The 15618-nt window shown below is 61.5% G+C and carries 11 protein-coding genes; 6 read left to right on the top strand and 5 right to left on the bottom strand.

Annotation, left to right across the window (positions count from 1 at the left end; translation table 11 throughout):
* Nucleotides 1-14: 14 nt before the first annotated feature.
* Nucleotides 15-1712 carry a peptide ABC transporter substrate-binding protein gene (locus ACSQ8R_RS16800; protein ID WP_436254436.1) on the bottom strand — a complete coding sequence of 566 codons (1698 nt, stop codon included), beginning with the start codon at nucleotides 1710-1712 and terminating at the stop codon, nucleotides 15-17.
* Between the two features lie 124 nt (nucleotides 1713-1836).
* Between ACSQ8R_RS16800 and ACSQ8R_RS16795 the strand changes: the two genes are divergently transcribed.
* The 3 genes from ACSQ8R_RS16795 to ACSQ8R_RS16785 are packed head-to-tail and all read left to right on the top strand — an operon-like array spanning nucleotide 1837 to nucleotide 4723.
* Entirely contained in the window at nucleotides 1837-2715 is an 879-nt protein-coding gene (locus ACSQ8R_RS16795) for a MurR/RpiR family transcriptional regulator (RefSeq protein WP_046635638.1), read from the top strand.
* Nucleotides 2712-3458, top strand: a complete 747-nt coding sequence (locus ACSQ8R_RS16790) for an N-formylglutamate amidohydrolase (protein ID WP_436254435.1) — start codon at nucleotides 2712-2714, stop codon at nucleotides 3456-3458. The genes ACSQ8R_RS16795 and ACSQ8R_RS16790 overlap by 4 nt, the downstream gene beginning before the upstream one ends.
* Nucleotides 3455-4723 carry an NAD(P)/FAD-dependent oxidoreductase gene (locus ACSQ8R_RS16785; RefSeq protein ID WP_436254434.1) on the top strand — a complete coding sequence of 423 codons (1269 nt, stop codon included), beginning with the start codon at nucleotides 3455-3457 and terminating at the stop codon, nucleotides 4721-4723. Before ACSQ8R_RS16790 ends, ACSQ8R_RS16785 begins: the two co-directional genes overlap by 4 nt.
* Before the next feature lie 64 nt (nucleotides 4724-4787).
* Here ACSQ8R_RS16785 and ACSQ8R_RS16780 read toward each other — a convergent pair whose 3' ends face one another.
* Both ACSQ8R_RS16780 and ACSQ8R_RS16775 read right to left on the bottom strand, forming a co-directional pair.
* A complete protein-coding gene (locus ACSQ8R_RS16780) occupies nucleotides 4788-5699 on the bottom strand; it encodes an ABC transporter permease (protein ID WP_038587156.1) in 912 nt (303 codons plus the stop codon).
* Nucleotides 5692-6699: an ABC transporter permease gene (locus tag ACSQ8R_RS16775; protein WP_436254433.1), complete on the bottom strand. Its 1008-nt coding sequence runs from the start codon at nucleotides 6697-6699 to the stop codon at nucleotides 5692-5694. The genes ACSQ8R_RS16780 and ACSQ8R_RS16775 overlap by 8 nt, the downstream gene beginning before the upstream one ends.
* Before the next feature lie 295 nt (nucleotides 6700-6994).
* Here ACSQ8R_RS16775 and ACSQ8R_RS16770 point away from each other — a divergent pair, with 295 nt between their 5' ends.
* From ACSQ8R_RS16770 to ACSQ8R_RS16760, 3 genes are all read left to right on the top strand, one after another.
* Nucleotides 6995-8869 carry an ABC transporter ATP-binding protein gene (locus ACSQ8R_RS16770; protein ID WP_436254432.1) on the top strand — a complete coding sequence of 625 codons (1875 nt, stop codon included), beginning with the start codon at nucleotides 6995-6997 and terminating at the stop codon, nucleotides 8867-8869.
* 47 nt (nucleotides 8870-8916) lie between these two features.
* Nucleotides 8917-10371: an aldehyde dehydrogenase family protein gene (locus tag ACSQ8R_RS16765; protein ID WP_436254431.1), complete on the top strand. Its 1455-nt coding sequence runs from the start codon at nucleotides 8917-8919 to the stop codon at nucleotides 10369-10371.
* Nucleotides 10372-10862: 491 nt separating this feature from the next.
* The gene (locus ACSQ8R_RS16760; RefSeq protein WP_436254430.1) at nucleotides 10863-11801 is read left to right on the top strand and encodes a hypothetical protein; all 939 of its coding nucleotides are present in this window, start codon (nucleotides 10863-10865) and stop codon (nucleotides 11799-11801) included.
* Nucleotides 11802-12061: 260 nt separating this feature from the next.
* Here ACSQ8R_RS16760 and ACSQ8R_RS16755 read toward each other — a convergent pair whose 3' ends face one another.
* The gene (locus tag ACSQ8R_RS16755; RefSeq protein WP_436254429.1) at nucleotides 12062-13381 is read right to left on the bottom strand and encodes a glycosyltransferase family 4 protein; all 1320 of its coding nucleotides are present in this window, start codon (nucleotides 13379-13381) and stop codon (nucleotides 12062-12064) included.
* Complete coding sequence (locus ACSQ8R_RS16750) at nucleotides 13378-15615, bottom strand: glycosyltransferase family 2 protein (protein WP_436254428.1); 2238 nt, start codon at nucleotides 15613-15615, stop codon at nucleotides 13378-13380. Before ACSQ8R_RS16750 ends, ACSQ8R_RS16755 begins: the two co-directional genes overlap by 4 nt.
* Between the last annotated feature and the right edge of the window lie 3 nt (nucleotides 15616-15618).

The following is a 15618-nucleotide window of genomic DNA, read 5'->3' as shown; positions in this document are numbered from 1 at the left end:
TGACCAGCGACGTCTTACTTGGCGCGTGACCAGTTCGCGATATCCCAGAGCTCACTATCCCACGGGTTCATTGTATTGCCTTGCAGGGACATCACCGCACCCGAGACGTTGCCGCGATGAACGAGAGGAATGACGGTGTAGGATTGAACCAGCATGTCGTTCATCTTGCGCGCAAGCTCGCCGCGTCCTTCGATCGTACCGGTCTGGCGGAAGGTCTTGGCGAGCGCATCATAATCCGGCGAGCAGTAGCGCGGCATGTTGCTGCCCTGCCACTGCGTCTTCGGCGAAGGAACAGCGGCGCACGTCCATTTGCTCAAATAGGATTCCTGGTCAATCCCCTTCGAATTGTCGGTGTACATCTCGATATCGGCGTAGAATTTCTGACGAGTGTCGGGATTGCCGGCGTCACCACCGAAGAAGACCGAACCGCTGACGTTACGCAGATCGACGTCCACGCCGATCGCCTTCCAGCTCTGCTTCAACATCGCCTGGGTATCCTGACGGACACCGCTGGTCGAGGTCAGGAACGACAGCTTCAGCTTCAGTCCGTCCTTCTCGCGGATGCCGCCGGCGCCTGGCTTCCAGCCGGCCTCATCCAGCAGTGCTTTGGCCTGCTCGACATTGGGCGTCAGGCAACTGTCATTCGCTTTCGAGACAAATTGAGACGGCGCCGGGACCACGTTGCAGCTCGGCTCGCCCTGATCGGCATATAGGACCTCGGAAATCTCGGCGCGGTCGATTGCCAGCGACAGTGCTTTCCGGACGCGAATATCGCTCAGGAATTTATTCGGGCCGCCTTCGACCGTCGACCGTTTGTCACCAAGCTCTGCGCTGGGGTCGGTCAGGTTCAGGAAGAGATATTCCACCATCGAGCCGAATGCGGTCACCGGACGGGCTTTTCCGGACGAGACGAGGTTCTCGAAGACGTCCGGCGACAACTGCAGATTCCATCCGTAGTCCGCTTCGCCTGTATTGAAGACGGCACGGGCGGCCGACATCGCATCCCCGCCGCCCTTGATGGAAATGCTCGAAAAATGCGGCTTCTCGGTATCCCGGAACTTCGGGTTCATGGCGAAGACAGCGACATCGTTCGGCTTGAACTCCTTGACCACGTAGGGGCCGGTCCCGATAGGGGCGAAGTTCTGCGCCGTGCAGGACGCAATCTTCTCGCCCACGCAATCCTTGAACTGCTTTTCCTGCAGGATTGGTGTGGTTGAGCTGACAAAGGTGATGTAAGGGTAAGGCGTCGATTGCGCGAAGTTGATCTCGACCGTCAGATCGTCCTTGGCGACGACGGACTTGACGCCGTCAAAAGTATTCGATGCCGCGCAGCCTGCGCCGGGCGCCGTGCAATATTTCCAGGTGAAGACCGCATCCTTCGCTGTCAGGTCGCTTCCGTCGGACCATTTGACGCCCGGCCGCAATTTCCAGGTGATTGTCGTCATGTCCGACGAGATGCCGCCATTCTCTTTTGTGGGAATTTCGGCGGAAAGCAGCGGGATCAAATTGCCCTTGGGGTCGAAGCGGGCGAGCGGCTCGACGACCAGTGCTGCGGCATCGACGTCCTTACCTATGCCCGACAAGTACGGGTTCAGGGTGGACGCCGCTTGCCAGTACAAAATCTTCAAGTTTCCGTCCGTGCCAGGTGCAGCTTGCGCGCGGAGCGGTAGCACGGCGGCTGCGACTGCAGCGAGGAATATGGCCTTATTCATCTTACGAGTCTCCTGTTGCTTGGCACTGCTGGTTGCGGGACAGAACGCCATGGACGGGCGGTTGACCTTTGTACCGTATTGTGCAAAATCATCCCGTAGAGTCAATATGTAATAAAGAATACAAATGATGTCGACTTCCCCACTTTTCGAGAGAATTCGCAAGGGAGCCCGTTCGACAGCTGAACGGAAGGTCGCCTCAGTACTTCTTGAGGGGTATCCGACACGCGCGCTCTCAACGGTGGAAGCGCTGGCGAAGCAGGCTTCGGTAAGCGCGCCAACCGTGCTGCGTTTTGTTGCCAAGATCGGCTATCCGCGTTTTGCCGATTTTCAGGCCGCTGCCATTGCCGATGTGGAGCGTCAGCTCGGCTCGCCGCTCAACAATATCCGTTCCGCGGTGCAGGCAGAAAAGCCGGACCATATCTATCAGCAGACCTTGCTCTTGCAGGCCGAAGCGCTGCAAACCGCCGCGGCCCAGGCGATGCCGGTAGAATTCGACGTGATCGTCGATCTGCTGATCAATCCGAAGATAACCATCAAGCTTCTGGGTGGTCGCTACAGCCAGAATCTCGCGCAGAGACTGGCATTGCAGCTCGGGCAGTTGCGTCCTTCCGTCTTCTTTGCGCCGCTGACGCTGGGTTTCACCTATGACGCCCTTGTGGACGCCGGGCCGCAAGACTGTTTCGTGATCTTCGATTACCGCCGCTATCAGGCCGAGCTGTTGAATTTTGCGCGGGGTGCAAAACGTAGCGGCGCCAGGATCTGCCTGTTCACCGATACCTGGCGCTCGCCGATAGCGGAATATTCCGACGCGGTCCTGACATCGCCCGATAGCTCGACATCTCCCTTCGGATCTCGCGTGGTCCCAACGGCGCAGATCGAGGCAATCGTTGCCGCGGTCAGCCTGCGTACACATGATCGCAGCCGCGAGCGGCTGGCCCGCATCGAAGAGTTGCGAAAGCTCGATGATGACGCTCCGTCATCGGGTAAGGATGAAGCCGAATGAATGCCAATCCACCGATCGTCCTGAACCGGCAGGGACGCCTGCCGGGCGTGATTGCCGTCGATCATGCCGGTCGATCCATTCCCGAGGCGCTTGGTGATCTGGGACTGAGCGCACATTGGCGGGACACCCATCACTTCTGTGATCTGGGTGCGGCCGAACTTGCTCATGCACTGGCGGAGCGCATCGACGTACCGATCGTGCTTTGCGACGTAAGCCGGCTGGTAATCGATGTAAACCGCTGGCTCGAAGATCCGAGATCTGTGGTGCCGGAGGTGGAGGGTACGTCCATTCCGGCAAATATCGAAATGGACGATGCTGCCCTTATTGCGCGCCAGGAGGCTGTGTTCTGGCCCTATCAATGTTGCCTCGGAGAAATCTGGATGGAACAAAAGGCCAGGCATCCGAAGCCCTTCTTCTTCTCGTTACACAGTTGCACACGGGTTTTCGATGGTTTCCGACGTCCCTGGGATGGCGGGACCATCTGGCATGATGACGAAACGCTGTCGCGCCATCTGGTAAGCCATCTCTCGCGAGAGGATGGTCTGGTGATCGGTGATAACCAACCCTATTCCGGCCTGGGCGGGGCTTTCACGGTCGATCGGCACACCTACGGTTCCGGGCTGCCTGCCTGCGGTTTCGAGGTGACGAACGACCTGTTGCAGACCGAGGCAGATTTCATCCGCTGGGCCGATCTCCTGTCCGGCGCGTTGTTGGCAGCAATTGATGAAGGGCTGGCCGCATGAAACCGTTCCAATCCGAACCACCCTATGGCTTGACGGCGCCGGCGGCGCCGATAACGCAGGCTTTCAGTGGCGCGCGCACGGTGGATTTTCTGCTGGTCGGTGGCGGTTATGGCGGCCTGTTGACCGCGATCGACCTTGCCGAACGCGGGGCCCAGGTCGTGGTGCTGGAAGCGGCCGAGATCGGTGCCGGCGGTTCGGGGCGCAATCACGGCCAGTGCATTCCGGTATTTCGCTACCTCGATCCGGCGGTGTTGCCCGCAAAGGGTGCGGAACTGTTGGCCAATGCCGGAGCGCTGGTCTTCGACCGGATCCGCCAGTACGACATGCAATGTGAGGCCGTGCAGAAGGGAACGCTGACCGCGGCCTATAACAAGCGTACCCTTGCGACCACGAGGAGCGCGCATGCGAAATACAACGGTCTGGGCAAATCCGACCGCTATTACGATGCCGATGAAATCGCGTCGCTGACCGGCACCCGCAAATTTTCGGGCGGCTGGGCGCACCGGGAGGGCGGTCACGTCAATCCGTTGGCCTATGTCCGCGAACTGGCTCGTGTCGCACTTTCGCTTGGCGTCGAAATCTTCACGAAAAGTCCGATGGTGGGTATGACCCGCCAGCACGGCGGCTGGCAGGTCCGGACGCCGGATGGTGAAATCCACGCCAAGGTCGTTGGACTGACGACGGACGCCTATTCAAGCGGATCGATACCCGGTTCGCTGACGAAGGGATTTTTCCCGTTGACGAGCTACGCGGTTGCAAGCCGGCCGCTGACGGCCGATCAGCGCGGTGCCGTCATGCCCTCGGGAATGAATTTTGGCGATACCCATCACGACCCGATGTTCTTCCGCATCGATGCATCCGGGCGGATCATCACCGGTGGTCTGCGCGAACCCGGACGTGGTACGCGTTTCGACTATACGGCTGCCTTCATGACGCGTCGGCTCGGCGCCATCTGGCCGGTGCTCGCCGATCTTCAATGGGATCATATGTGGACGGGTGTGGTCAGCATGGCGCTTGACCAGACCCCATCGATCCAGAAGCTCGATGACGGGCTCTGGGCCCTGTCGGGTTGGTCAGGGCGGGGCGTGCCGACCTCGGCTGCATTGTCGCGCGCCTTTGCGCGAACGCTGGAAGATCCGGCGCAGGGGCTTGCCTATTGGCCGCAGCGCACGCCGCCGCCGGTGATTGCGCGTGGGCTCCTTGGCAGCATGGTGCAGTTGTGCCGCGGTCCATACAACCAGATGCGCGACAAGCTGGAAAGCTGATTGCAAAGGCGGACAACCGGGATTTGGTCCCTTTGTCCGCCGTTTCCCTTCGCGTTCGGCCGCTCTAGCGGCCACGGATCCTCGGATCCATCGCATCCCGCAGACCATCGCCGACATAGTTCACCGAAAGAACGGTCAGCGAGATCGCGATGCCGGGCATGACAACGCGCATCGGGTAGATCTGTATCTGGTCGATTGCGTCGTAGAGCAGGCGCCCCCAGGTCGGGAAGTCCGGCGGAAAGCCAAGGCCGAGGAACGACAGCGAACTTTCGGTGATGATCGCGCTGGCAATACCGAGTGTCGCGGAGACAAGCACCGGCGAGAGCACATTCGGCAGGATATGGCGCTGGATCATCTTGGCGCGCCGGGTGCCGATCGACTGAGCGGCAAGGATGAATTCCCGCTCCTTCAAAGTCAGCACCTCTCCGCGCACCAGGCGCGCGGCGTGCATCCAGCTTGTCAGCCCGATGACGAAAACGATCAGCAGAAACGTGCCGGCTTCCGCTCCGAGCAGTCGGGCCAGCGGTTCTCGAAACAACATGGACGTAACCAGAAGAATAGGCAGCAGGGGCAGGGCCAGAAACAGATCCGTGAGCCGCATCAATATACCGTCGACGGCACGGAAATAACCGGCGCAGACCCCGACCAGTGTCCCGAGCGACAATGACAGGAGCATCGCCACCACTCCCACCGTCAGCGAGACCCGCCCGCCGGCCATCAACCGGGCCAGCATGTCGCGGCCAAGTTGGTCCGTACCAAGCGGATGGGCGAGCGACGGCCCCCTGTTTCGCGCCCGCATGACGATTTCGGTCGGGTCCACATGCCACAGCCAGGGGCCTGCAATGACTGCAACCAGGATAAGGCCCAGGATGAGCATGCCTGCCATTGCGCCGCGATGGCTGCGGAACTGGCGCCAGACATCAAGAGACTGGCTGGAGCGCTTCGTGAATGTCACTTGAGTGGTCACGTCAGTCATAGCGAATTCTCGGGTCCAAGATGCCATAGAGGATGTCGGTGATCAGATTGAACAGAACGATCAGTACCGCGAAAATGAACGTCAGCGTCTGCACCATGGGAAGGTCGTTCGCCTGGATCGACGAGATCAGCAATTCGCCGATACCGTTCACCTTGAAGACCTGCTCGGTGATGATCGCGCCCCCGAAAATCTGTGGCACGCCCATGCCGATGACTGTGACGACCGGGATCATCGAGTTGCGCAGCACATGGATCAGCACGACAACCTTCTCGGTCAGGCCCTTCGCGCGCGCCGTGCGGACATAGTCCTCGCGCAGGTTGTCGAGGACGGAGGCCCGCATGAAACGACTGATCTGGCTCGCATTGTACAGCGCAAGCACCATCACGGGCAGTACCATCTGGCGCAGCTGAGCCAGGAAGCTCTGCCAATCGGTGACCTGCAGCGTCGTGTCGTAGAAGGATGGAAACCACGGAAGGGCGACGGAAAACAGCACGATCAGCACGACGCCGGTGAAGAAGGTCGGCACGGAAAATCCGATCATCGAGACAAGCGTGCCGATCTGATCGAACCAGCTGTATTGCCGGTAGGCAGAGATGATGCCGATCGGCAGTGCGATGGCTATGCCGACAATATAGGCGACTCCGACGACCCAGAGCGTCTGCGGCAGCCGCTGTGCGATGATGTCGGCCACCGGTGCGCGCGATTGCCAGGAAACGATCCGCTGGCTGTCGCCGCTCAGATCAAGCCCGAACAGCGCGTCGATGACATGCAGCGGCTCGATCCAGAAAAACTGTTTGAGCCAGAGGGCATAGCGCGTCATCAGAGGATCGCCGAGCCCGAGCGAGAGCCGCATTTTCTCCTTCACCTCGGGCGGGATGGTCAGCGGCAGCTGCGCCATCGGGTCGCCGGGTGCGAGGCCGAGCAGGAGGAAAATGATCAGGCTGATCAGCAGCAGTGTCGGAACGGCGACGACGAGCCGCCTGATTGTATAGTGGAACATTCATCGCGCCTCAGTCTTGCCGAGCCGAAGGGGCGAAAGCCGTCCGGGCCAGTGTGTAGACATTGATAGTGCGGATGGAGATGTGACCGGCTTCAACGTCCCTGCTCTTTCTTCTGGTTCCCGTTTTTGTAAAATAGATTGCAAAAATGCCTTCTGATAGTCAATATGTAAAGAATGGTACTTTTTGAGGGTCGGTGATCGCCGTCTTACAAGATGTCCGGATACGCTGGGTTGCGGCTTGATACGGGTGCGCGGCTGAGTGATCGGATGACCCGACCGGCGACCGGGAGATTTGATGTCCGAAATGTCCAACGCCTTGAGATCGCCCGTGCAAAGCACACCCGAACCGCTTGTCTCGGTCGAAAATCTGCGGGTCGAGTTCGAAAGCGATCGCGGCCGGATCGTCGGTGTGCATGATGTCAGTTTCGATATCATGCCGGGCGAATGTGTCTGCGTCGTCGGCGAGTCCGGCTCGGGGAAATCCGTCTCGGCTCTTTCGCTGATGAGGCTGGTGGAATTCGGTGGCGGCCGCATCGCTTCCGGTCGCTTGCAGTTCCAGCAGGCCAACGGCCAGCGGATCAATCTGGCCGAGGCCGATGCTGTGACCATGCGAACCATACGCGGCAACCAGATCGGCATGGTTTTCCAGGAGCCGATGACCGCTCTCAATCCGGTCTTCACGATCGGGCGGCAGCTGGTCGAGGTCATAATGGCCCACCGGTCGCTCGCTTATTCCGCTGCCCGCAACAAGGCACTCGATCTGCTGCGCCAGATGCAGATCAGCGAACCCGAACGGCGCATACAACAATATCCGCACGAGCTGTCCGGTGGCATGCGCCAGCGCATCGTGATTGCAATGGCCATGGCATGCGAGCCGCGTCTGCTGATCTGCGACGAGCCGACGACGGCGCTGGACGTGACCATCCAGGCGGAGATCCTGACACTGATCGATCGCCTGAAGCGCGAAACCGGCGCGTCCGTTCTGTTTATCACCCATGACATGTCGGTCGTTGCGCAGATGGCGGACCGGGTGGTGGTCATGTATCGCGGTGAGAAGGTGGAAGAAGGGGCCGTCGAGGAGATCTTCACCGCGGCCACTCATCCCTATACGCGTGCGCTGCTTGCGGCCGTTCCGAGGCTGGGTGAAATGCGTGGGACCACCGAACCGGAGCCGATGCGGGTGCTTGCCGCCACCGGCGCCACCGCCGACCCCTCGCTGGAGCGCGCGCCGCCGCGTGTCACGGAAGATCCCGCCGTTCTTCTCGAGGTCAGGAACCTGACCACTCGTTTCGCCGTCCGCAAGGGGCTGATGCGCAGGATCACGGCCAATGTCCATGCGGTCGAGGATGTGAGTTTCTCGCTGCATCGGGGCCAGACGCTCAGCATCGTTGGGGAATCCGGCTGCGGAAAATCGACATGCGGCCGGTCGATTCTCAGGCTCGTCCAGCCCACGTCCGGCCAGGTGTGGCTTGACGGTCTCGATGTCCTCGCGCAGTCGAGCCACGACCTTCATGCGACGCGACGCCAGATGCAGATGGTGTTCCAGGATCCCTATGCGAGCCTCAATCCGCAGATGCGGCTGTTCGACCAGGTGGCCGAACCGCTACGAAATTACGGGCTGCTGTCCGGAAACGCGCTGCACCAGCGCGTCATCGAGTTGTTCGAACGGGTACAGCTACCCTCATCGTTCCTCCACCGTTATGCGCACGAACTTTCCGGCGGGCAGCGCCAGCGTATCGCGATTGCGCGAGCACTGGCGCTCAATCCGAAGTTGATCGTCGCCGATGAGGCGGTTTCGGCGCTCGACGTTTCGGTGCAGGCACAGGTTCTCAACCTTCTGATGGAGCTTCAGAGGGATCTCGGGATCTCGTTCCTGTTCATCAGTCACGACATGTCCGTGGTCGAACGCATCAGTCACCGGGTTGCCGTCATGTATCTGGGGCGGATTGTCGAGATCGGCCCCCGTGCGGCAATTTTCGAAAGGCCGCAGCATCCCTATACGCAGGCCTTGCTTGCGGCCGTGCCTGTCGCCGATCCCACCCGCAGGACCCTGCGCGGCCCGGCGAGTTATCATCCGCTGCATTCGCCGATCCATCCCCAGGATCATGTCGTGCAGCCATCGGTTTACAGGGAAGTGGCCCCCGGACATCTGGTACTGGACGCGGACTAGATGCGGCCAACCGAAATCTCAGGCATCACAACAGGACAGGGATAATCATGCTCGATAAACGCAAGTTCTATATCGATGGTCGATGGACTGATCCGGTTGAGGCGAAAGACCTCGAAGTGATCAATCCTTCCACCGAGGAGGCATTTGCCGTCATTTCGCTCGGCACCGACAAGGATACGGACTTGGCCGTCGATGCTGCCAAACGTGCCTTCGACGGCTGGTCGAACACCGCGCCGGGCGAGCGCCTGGCGAAAGTCGAGTGCCTGCTAGAAATCTACAAACGCCGGGCCGAGGAAATGGCCCGCACCATTTCGCAGGAAATGGGTGCGCCGATCGACATGGCCCTCAGGAGCCAGGTAGGGGCGGGCGCCTGGCACATGACGAATTTCATAACCGCGTTTCGGGATTTCAAGTTCGTCAGGCCGTTAGGCGACCATGCGCCGGACAACCGGATCGTCATGGATCCGATCGGCGTCGTTGGCCTGATCACCCCATGGAACTGGCCGATGAACCAGGTCACTCTCAAGGTGACGCCCGCTCTGCTGGCCGGATGCACCCTGGTGCTCAAGCCGTCGGAGGTCGCGCCGTTGTCGTCGATGCTCTTTGCGGAATTTGCCGACGAGGCCGGCATACCCGCCGGCGTCTTCAATCTTGTCAACGGCGACGGTCCGGGCGTCGGCACGCGGTTGTCGGCACACCCCGACATCGAGATGATAAGCTTCACCGGCTCCACACGGGCAGGCAAGGCGATCTCGAAGGTCGCCGCGGAAACATTGAAGCGTGTTGCACTTGAGCTTGGCGGCAAGGGCGCCAACATCATCTTCGAAGACGCCGATGGTGATGCGGTCCGGCGCGGTGCCGCTCATTGCTTCAACAATACGGGCCAGAGCTGCAATGCGCCGACACGCATGCTGGTTCAGCGCTCCATCTACGATGACGCAGTCGAAACAGCGAAGTCGGTCGCGGAGGCCCTTGCCATCGATGTGGCTGACAAGCATGGGGCGCATATCGGCCCTCTGGTCTCCGATACCCAGTATTCCAGAGTTCAGGACCTGATCCGAAAGGGGATCGAGGAGGGCGCACGTCTCGTCGCCGGCGGCCCCGGCCGTCCTTCCGGGCTGAACCGTGGTTATTTCGTGCGCCCGACCATCTTCGCCGACGTCGACAACAACATGACGATCGCGCGCGAAGAGGTATTCGGGCCGGTTCTGTCGATCATTCCTTTCGATACGGAAGAAGAGGCGATCGCGATAGCCAACGACACGCCATACGGCCTGAGCAACTTCGTACAGACGCAGGACGGTGAGCGACGAAACCGCGTGGCGCGCAGGCTCAAGTCGGGCATGGTCGAGATGAACGGCGTGTCGCGCGCCGCCGGTGCACCGTTCGGAGGCGTAAAGGCTTCGGGCCGGGCGCGAGAAGGCGGCGTCTGGGGCATCGAGGAATTCCTTGAACCCAAAGCGGTCTCGGGCTGGAGCGAAGTAAGCGCAATATCAGAGTGAGAAATTGCTCGCTTGGTTGTTGAGCGCCGATAGCGTTTATGGCCGTTTTTCCACGGTTGGAGACAACCGCCTGCCGCCCGATCACATCCCTTCAAGGCGAAGGGATGATTTCCGCGCCGCCAGCTTTGGAATTTGCCGCTCGACCAATAGCAGGAATCGGATGTTGCGAGCCCCCCGCAACCAAATTTCCCTGCGATCCCATCAAAGCCCCACGTGGGGCCGGTCGCGTTGATACCAAGCCTGTCTCTCCCTTCCAAGTAAACCGCGCTCGCAGATGGCGCGTCATGGGTCCACGCCGGACATGGGCAATACCTTGCAAACTGAATGGGTCTTTCCCATTGCTCCTGGTCAGCGACGAAGAAATATATCGTCCAGTAAAGATATGAATCCGGAGTTGATTTCAGGCTTGTTTTTCCGCATATTTTCATGATGGAAAGTATATTTCGAATATTGAAGTATATTTTATTTCGTATTTTATGATGGGTCGCCGCATGCTTGTATTTTCAGATGAAAATTTGGAGGTGATACATCGTCCGGGATCATCTCCCTATCTTCTCGTCACCTTCAACGAGATGGAGATGAAGGCGAATGGCAGTCGTTTCTGGGGGCAGCGGTTCTGCGAGAAGGCTGGCATTTCGGCGCTTGGCTTCATCAGCAGACGGCCGAACTGGTTTCCGGCGGCGAGCGTCGTCAAGGCTGTCGAGGCGGCCGCGCCCATCCTTGCCGCAGCACCGGAGCGGATCCTCTACGGCCACTCGCAGGGCGGCTACGCCGCCTTGCGGTACCGAAGGCGCTTCAACGCCACCGTTGCCATAGCCTTTTGCCCTCAGGTCTCGATCGATCCGAAGGCCGTTCCTTTCGACGGCAGGTTTGCGCGGCATTTCTCGCCCGACCTCCACGCCCATATGGGGATCGCGCCGGATCAGGCAGCCGGCCGGGCCTATCTCTTCTTCGATCCGTTCCACGCCGTCGATCGCCGGCATGCGGTTCATATCGCGACGCTGCAGAAGGGGACGCAGCTCGTGCCGGTTCACATGACAGGCCATGGCACCGTCCGGGCGTTCACGGGAACGGCACGCGCCCTGTCGCTGATCGACGCCTGCCGCAAAGACGATCTTCCGGGGCTGCGCGCTCTGGCCCGCGAGGCCCGGGTCATGGCGCCGATGCGGCCCTATCAGATCGCCGTGACGGCAATCGCCCGGCATCGGGCCTGGGCCGACCGGTTTCATGCACAGTTCGGCTCGTCTTTCTCTCCGGTCGAGCGGGCAAACTTCCTCTATCATCGGGCCAACCGCCACATCCGCGACGGTGAGCTTGCGGCGGCGCGGACCATGCTTGTGGACGCCATGACATGCCAGCCGGACAATGCCGGTTTCGCCCGCCGGATGGCGGAGCTTGACGGCCGTATCGCACGGCGCCCCGAGGGCTGACGCCGCCGCGCATTCGTGATCCGAATGTCGCCGAACCCGTTCGGCAAGACGGTCTTGCCGAACAATGACGGCCCGTTTCAGGCCCGGCGTTGTTGATTGCCGGCAGCACGCCTGTTCCAAACTAGCCGCGGATGAACGCCTTGCGGGCTTTCGTCCGCCTGGAGGGAGCCTCCGAGCGACCTTGCGGCCGGCAGCTCAGAGGTTTGGCCGATTATCCCCTCCCGGTCGAAGCGCTTCGGCGCTCAACCAGACGAGTGTCGCTAAAGCGAGTGCGAGAGAAGTGCGGGGCTTTCGGTCATCGCGGCGTCGAGCTTCCTCCGCAGCAATGCGCGATAGAGCTTGACGTGTTCCTGCGCGCAGGCGAGGCGGTCGGCGGGTTGTCGCATGGAGCCTCGCAGGCGCTTCCAGATCTGGCTGTCACCCAGGACCTCGACGATGCGATCCGCGAGATCCTGGCTGCTGCCCGCGCGAAAGTGCAGGCCGTCCTTTCCGTCACGCACCTTCTCGGCCATCCCGCCGATATCGGACGAGATCATCGGCCTGCGATGGAGCAGGGCCTCCTGGATCACGACGGGCGAGTTTTCCCACCAGACGGAGGGCAGGACCACCCAGTCGACCGAACGCATGAGACGCGGCACATCCGCGTTCTGGTAAGCGCCGTAGAAACGGACGCGGTCGCCTGCGTCCGCGATGAGTTTCTTCATCCGCTCCTGGAATTCGACCGGCTGCCGCTCGAGATTGCCGCCGAAGATCATCAGGCAGGAATCTTCGCCCCATATCTCCTTCGGGATGCGCGAGACGGCGTCGACCAGGACGTCGGCGCCCTTGAACGGCGTCATCTGCCCGAAATAGGCGAAGCGGTTGCGGCGCGGGTTGGGACCTTGCGTTTCTCGCGCGGGGGCAGCCGTTTCCAGGGCGATGCCGTTTTCGATCACGCTGAGCTTGTCCTTTTCGATGCCCCATGCGGCATAACGTTCCGCCAGAAACCGGCTGGGGGAGACGAAGGCGTCGGCAAGGCCGAGCATTCCGCGCGCAAACAGCTCCCGCTTCAGGAAGCGCGAGACGGGAATGTCGGGAAAGCAGCCGTGGCAGGCGGCCGGGGATGCCGTTTCGCAGAGCTGGCCGGACGGCCGTTTCACCATCTGCCCGTGATTATGGCAGATCGACAGGTATTCGTGGAACGTGACGACGATGGCTGCGTGCGGAAACGCCTCCCTCAGGGCGTAGAGGGCTTCGAGGCCGATGCCGAGAACATGATGGAAATGGATGACATGCGGCCTCAGATCGCGCGCGAAACGCAACAGGTCCCGGCTGATCGCCTGGGTATCGCCGTTGGACAAGAAGAAGTGGTCGTAGTCGTCCGCGTGGAACAGCAACTCATCCTCGGCAAGGCGAAGGCTCATCAGCGCGGACGAGGCATGCCGCGGGACCGGATGGCCGACCCGGGCGAGATAAACCGACTGCACGTTCGGCAGCGCGTTCAGGCCGCGATGCAGGCTGTGAGATGCGATTTCCGCCCCGCCGAGCGATACCGTCGGATGCGCATGCGAGACGACAAGGACGCGAAGCTGCTCGTTCATGCGGGCCTCTTTTCCGGGTGCTTTTCAACGGTAAGGATAGGCAGCCACTGGCTCCTGAAGATCTTTCGATCGATCTCTTCCACCAGGGCGGTTATCGCCGGGCTGTCACCGTGGCGTGCGTCGTCGCAGCCCCACATCTGCACCGACGGCAGCACATGGGAGTCAAACCCGGAGCGGCTGAGACGAAGGCCGAGATCCAGCCCTTTTTCCTGCGCACCCAGATAACCGCCCGAAAAGCCGCCCACACGCGACAGGGCGTTGCGGGGCATGACGCAGCACTCGAGCGAGGCCGCCGCGATGCGGGTCAGCTTCATGTCGATAACCGCCTTGAGCGGATATCCGGCATAGCGGCCCACGACGGGTTCGTCGCCGTTGCCGTCATCGATCCAGCTCCCCGCCCAGCGGATGGAATGGTCCTCGTAAGCCAGGACGGGCGAGACAATGCTCCCCTTCAGCGTCGCGGCCGTGGCCAGGAGCTTGCCGTACCAGCCCGTCCCGCGCGGGATCAGTGAGGCGGAAAGCGACACGACCGTCTCGCAGGAGAGTGCTTGCGTGCCGGCTTCCAGCATGTCGTAAGTGTCGCCTGTTCCCTTCGCCGACACGAGCCTGATCGAAAGGCCATAGAACCGTGCGAGCTCCCTGAGGCGGGCACCCTGCCTGCGGAAGCGCTCCGCCGGCATGGCGATCACGATCGGCACGCGCCGGGTCTCCGGATCGAGCGCCAGCAAGGCCAGCAGCGGGGAAATATCCTCCGCGCTCTCTCCGGCGCCGATGACGATCGGCGGGCTGTCTTCCTCATCGAATGGGCCGGCATCCAGAATTGTCTCGATGACAGGTATCGACCTTCCGGATCGCGCGAGGAACGGCACAATCTGTGAATCGACGATCGCCGGCAGCGCATAGTTCGCGGGATCGATGGAGCCGATCTGGCGCAATACCGCCGAGCGCGCCGAAACCCGCGTCGGCTTCACCGGCAGGAACGCACGGCGCTCATCGTGCAGTGTGAGTTCGAAATAGAGGGGCGCTCCAGGATCTTCATGCGGCAATTGGGCGTCGGCGATGAAGCCATGCGCGCGCTGTTCGCTCGGAAGGTTCGGCGTGAAGTGCTGCTGTTCGTCGAAACTGTCCGTCACATCGGGGCGATCGAAGCGCGTCCAACGTTCGTCGAGGCGAGCCGCAGCATCGCGTCGGCGCAGCTTTACCGTTGCGACGTGGCCGTCGGGGTCATACAGCCAGCCGCAGACGAGGAGGTTTCCGCCATCGGCCTCAAATGTGCTGTCTATTCCCATCCGGACGGGATAGGGCAGGCTGGAGACGGTTTCCTTGCCCTCGAAGCTGTTGGCGGCTGCCCGCAGGGACAGGAGCACGTCCGGAGTGCTTTGGGTCCGCAGCAGAATCGAACGGATGTGTTCCGGCGTTTCCAGCGGGCCGGCCATGCGTTTTCGGGGATGAACCGCGACATACCGCCAGCCGGCACGTCCCCGAAAGACCAGCCCCTCGATGTCGGGAGCGCGGGCAGCCTGGCTGGCCTCGATAAGGCCGACGAAACCCGAGGCGCCGTCGGGAGCGTCGGGGCGAGGAAAGATGGCGATACCGCATTCCGCGACCACGGGTGTCACATTGCCGACCACGCAGACCCGGCAAGGCCCCGGCGCCATGCCGCGGCTCCAGCCCTGCAGGAGCGTCGCACCATCATGGCTCTCGCCAATCAACTCGATGAAACCATCGCTGGCATGGGCTGACTGCAAAAGCGCGGTTATCGTCAAAAGTCGGCGGCGGCTTACATTGCCGACCATCAGAGCGTCCACCAGCCGGTTGAGGACGGCGGCTGACTGAGATCCGGCGGACTCGACCACAAGCGCGGCGGCTTCCTCCGCGGAAGCCAGCCGGGGCGCAAAGATGTAGCGTGCGCCGGTCTCCTCCTCTCCGAACCGGATCGTGGTCATGGCGAGGTCCGCGTCCACGGCCGGAAGGAGCGCTACGAACCCATGCCTGGCCCGCGGCGAGGGTGCGGACAATCGCCATTCCGAGACGAACGAGGTTCGCGTGACGGCCTGATCCTCGCCGAGGCCGACCACCACATCGCCGGACGCGACGCGGCCGAGGCCGATGATCAGCAAGGTTGCCTCGTCGATACGGCAGCCGATCACCCTTCCGGAGCGTATTGCCCTGCTTACCGCATGGCTGCCCGCCGAGGGGCCGGTGACAGCGGGGGATTGTTCCGTAACCAGCACGCC

This window comes from Neorhizobium sp. LjRoot104, assembly GCF_964253725.1.
In the GTDB taxonomy this organism is placed as follows: domain Bacteria; phylum Pseudomonadota; class Alphaproteobacteria; order Rhizobiales; family Rhizobiaceae; genus Neorhizobium.
The sequence above is the reverse complement of the archived record's forward strand: the minus strand, read 5'-3'. Positions and strand labels throughout refer to the sequence as shown.